This window comes from Noviherbaspirillum album, from assembly GCF_035916955.1.
GTDB lineage: Bacteria > Pseudomonadota > Gammaproteobacteria > Burkholderiales > Burkholderiaceae_D > Noviherbaspirillum > Noviherbaspirillum album.
In genome coordinates, this window is record NZ_JAWIIV010000086.1 from 1897 (window position 1) to 6120 (window position 4224).

Below are 4224 nucleotides of genomic sequence, written 5' to 3' on the forward strand. Positions count from 1 at the left end.
AAAGCCAAGACAGCGTTGGGGTCTGTAGCTCAGCTGGTTAGAGCACCGTGTTGATAACGCGGGGGTCGTTGGTTCGAGCCCAACTAGACCCACCAAACGACAATGGGGGTTTAGCTCAGCTGGGAGAGCACCTGCTTTGCAAGCAGGGGGTCGTCGGTTCGATCCCGTCAACCTCCACCAAACATCAAACCTAAGTCGGTTCGGCATCACAGCGATGCGACGATGAATGCGATTTAGGTTTGATCGTTTTACGATCATTGGCTTTATTGTTCTTTAACAATCTGGAAGAAGTAGTAAAGATTTATCAGTCGNNNTAATAAAAGCCAATAACTGCATAAAGCAGGTCTGTAGCTCAGCTGGTTAGAGCACTACCTTGACATGGTAGGGGTCGTTGGTTCGAGTCCAATCAGACCTACCACTTTATGTGATGAAAACATCAAACCTAAGTTGGTCGCTGTTGTTATGTGATACGACAAAGCGGGAATAGCTCAGTTGGTAGAGCGCAACCTTGCCAAGGTTGAGGTCGAGAGTTCGAGACTCTTTTCCCGCTCCATCAATTTAGGTTTGATCGTTTTACGATCATTGGCTTTATTGTTCTTTAACAATCTGGAAGAAGTAGTAAAGATTTATCAGTCGACTGATGCCTTTGTGATGAGGGTGTTGGAAGACTGGTGGGTTGTGATTGTCATCAATCATATGTATGAAAGAGTTCTCGTAGCGGTAACACGCATGCGAGCAAGTCTGGAATACGGCATATTCATACTCAAAGCTCTATAGCGTTTCTCGGTTCGCTGCCGAGAAGTCAACGTTATAGGGACNAGCAGTGCTATTTAGGTTTGATCGTTTTACGATCATTGGCTTTATTGTTCTTTAACAATCTGGAAGAAGTAGTAAAGATTTATCAGTTGACTGATGCCTTTGTGATGAGGGTGTTGGAAGACTGGTGGGTTGTGATTGTCATCAATCATATGTATGAAAGAGTTCTCGTAGCGGTAACACGCATGCGAGCAAGTCTGGAATACGGCATATTCATACTCAAGCTCTATAGCGTTTCTCGGTTCGCTGCCGAGAAGTCAACGTTATAGGGACAAGCGAATAAGTGCACATGGTGGATGCCTTGGCGATATCAGGCGATGAAGGACGTAGTAGCTTGCGATAAGCTGCGGGGAGCTAGCAAACAAGCTTTGATCCGCAGATTTCCGAATGGGGAAACCCGGCCCTCTGGGTCATCGCACNCTTGGCGATATCAGGCGATGAAGGACGTAGTAGCTTGCGATAAGCTGCGGGGAGCTAGCAAACAAGCTTTGATCCGCAGATTTCCGAATGGGGAAACCCGGCCCTCTGGGTCATCGCACACTGAATACATAGGTGTGCGAAGCGAACGCGGCGAACTGAAACATCTAAGTAGCTGCAGGAAAAGACATCAACCGAGATTCCCAGAGTAGTGGCGAGCGAAATGGGATCAGCCTGCAAGTTTTAGCAGTACGGATAGTGGAACGGATTGGAAACTCCGGCCATAGAGGGTGATAGCCCCTTACATGAAATCCGAATTGTGGAACTAGGCTTGCGACAAGTAGGGCGGGGCACGTGAAACCCTGTCTGAACATGGGGGGACCATCCTCCAAGGCTAAATACTCGATATCGACCGATAGTGAACCAGTACCGTGAGGGAAAGGCGAAAAGAACCCCGGAAGGGGAGTGAAATAGATCCTGAAACCGTGTGCATACAAACAGTAGGAGCCTCGCAAGGGGTGACTGCGTACCTTTTGTATAATGGGTCAGCGACTTACATTCAGTGGCAAGCTTAACCGTATAGGGAAGGCGTAGCGAAAGCGAGTCCGAATAGGGCGATTGAGTCGCTGGGTGTAGACCCGAAACCAGATGATCTACCCATGGCCAGGATGAAGGTGCCGTAACAGGTACTGGAGGTCCGAACCCACTAACGTTGAAAAGTTAGGGGATGAGCTGTGGGTAGGGGTGAAAGGCTAAACAAATCTGGAAATAGCTGGTTCTCTCCGAAAACTATTTAGGTAGTGCCTCAAGTATCACCACCGGGGGTAGAGCACTGTTATGGCTAGGGGGTCATCGCGACTTACCAACCCATTGCAAACTCCGAATACCGGTGAGTGCGAGCTTGGGAGACAGACGTCGGGTGCTAACGTCCGGCGTCAAGAGGGAAACAACCCAGACCGCCAGCTAAGGTCCCCAAGATTGGCTAAGTGGAAAACGAAGTGGGAAGGCTAAAACAGTCAGGAGGTTGGCTTAGAAGCAGCCATCCTTTAAAGAAAGCGTAATAGCTCACTGATCGAGTCGTCCTGCGCGGAAGATGTAACGGGGCTAAGCCAGTCACCGAAGCTGCGGATCTACAGCAATGTAGATGGTAGGAGAGCGTTCTGTAAGCCTGCGAAGGTGTCTTGTAAAGGATGCTGGAGGTATCAGAAGTGCGAATGCTGACATGAGTAGCGATAATGCGGGTGAAAAGCCCGCACGCCGTAAGCCCAAGGTTTCCTGTTCAACGTTCATCGGAGCAGGGTGAGTCGGCCCCTAAGGCGAGGCAGAGATGCGTAGCTGATGGGAAGCAGGTTAATATTCCTGCACCGTCGTTAGATGCGATGGGGGGACGGATCGCGGAAGGTTGTCCGGGTGTTGGATGTCCCGGTTTCTGACTCGGAGAAGGTGTCTAGGCAAATCCGGACACATGATTCAAGGGGTTGGGACGAGTGCCCTAGTGGCGCGAAGCAATCGGAAGTGGTTCCAAGAAAAGCCTCTAAGCTTCAGTCTAACGAGACCGTACCGCAAACCGACACAGGTGGGCGAGATGAGTATTCTAAGGCGCTTGAGAGAACTCGGGAGAAGGAACTCGGCAAATTGGTACCGTAACTTCGGGATAAGGTACGCCCTGGTAGCTTGACTGGCCTGCGCCAGAAGGGTGAAGGGGTTGCAATAAACTGGTGGCTGCGACTGTTTAATAAAAACACAGCACTCTGCAAACACGAAAGTGGACGTATAGGGTGTGACGCCTGCCCGGTGCTGGAAGATTAAATGATGGGGTGCAAGCTCTTGATTGAAGTCCCAGTAAACGGCGGCCGTAACTATAACGGTCCTAAGGTAGCGAAATTCCTTGTCGGGTAAGTTCCGACCTGCACGAATGGCGTAACGATGGCCACACTGTCTCCTCCCGAGACTCAGCGAAGTTGAAATGTTTGTGATGATGCAATCTACCCGCGGCTAGACGGAAAGACCCCATGAACCTTTACTGTAGCTTTGCATTGGACTGTGAACCAATCTGTGTAGGATAGGTGGGAGGCTTTGAAGTGGTGACGCCAGTTGCCATGGAGCCAACCTTGAAATACCACCCTGGTTTGTTTGCGGTTCTAACCTTGGTCCGTTATCCGGATCGGGGACAGTGCATGGTAGGCAGTTTGACTGGGGCGGTCTCCTCCCAAAGTGTAACGGAGGAGTTCGAAGGTACGCTAGGTACGGTCGGACATCGTGCTAATAGTGCAATGGCATAAGCGTGCTTAACTGCGAGACTGACAAGTCGAGCAGGTACGAAAGTAGGACATAGTGATCCGGTGGTTCTGTATGGAAGGGCCATCGCTCAACGGATAAAAGGTACTCTGGGGATAACAGGCTGATTCCTCCCAAGAGTTCATATCGACGGGGGAGTTTGGCACCTCGATGTCGGCTCATCACATCCTGGGGCTGTAGCCGGTCCCAAGGGTATGGCTGTTCGCCATTTAAAGTGGTACGTGAGCTGGGTTTAAAACGTCGTGAGACAGTTTGGTCCCTATCTGCCGTGGGCGTTGGAAGTTTGAGGGGGGCTGCTCCTAGTACGAGAGGACCGGAGTGGACGAACCTCTGGTGTACCGGTTGTCACGCCAGTGGCATGGCCGGGTAGCTAAGTTCGGAAGAGATAACCGCTGAAAGCATCTAAGCGGGAAACTTGCCTCAAGATGAGACTTCCCGGAGACTTGATCTCCCAAAAGGGTCGTTCGAGACCAGGACGTTGATAGGCTGGGTGTGGAAGCGCAGTAATGCGTTAAGCTAACCAGTACTAATTGCCCGTGCGGCTTGTCTCTATAACCTTGACAGGTGTAGACAAGAGTAGAGCGTATGCCATGATTGGGCATCACGCCCGCCAACAAGACATGTGATAAATCGAAAGCTGCGCCATGGCCCGTTGAGGGTGATGGTGGCAGGCTGCTTCTTCCAGGATTGGGC

General features: G+C 50.8%; 4 tRNA genes and 1 rRNA gene. All 5 read left to right on the top strand.

From position 1 onward, the window contains the following. Positions 1-18: 18 nt before the first annotated feature. The 5 genes from RY831_RS32550 (at position 19) to RY831_RS32570 (ending at position 4082) form a co-directional block, all read left to right on the top strand. Positions 19-95: transfer RNA gene (locus RY831_RS32550), tRNA-Ile, on the top strand. A 9-nt stretch (positions 96-104) separates the two neighbouring features. Next, positions 105-180, top strand: a tRNA-Ala gene (locus RY831_RS32555). Positions 181-341: 161 nt separating this feature from the next. Then, positions 342-418 (top strand) — tRNA-Val (locus tag RY831_RS32560). Between the two features lie 59 nt (positions 419-477). Next, positions 478-553 (top strand) — tRNA-Gly (locus RY831_RS32565). Positions 554-1085: 532 nt separating this feature from the next. Beyond that, positions 1086-4082 (top strand): 23S ribosomal RNA (locus RY831_RS32570). Positions 4083-4224: the final 142 nt, after the last annotated feature.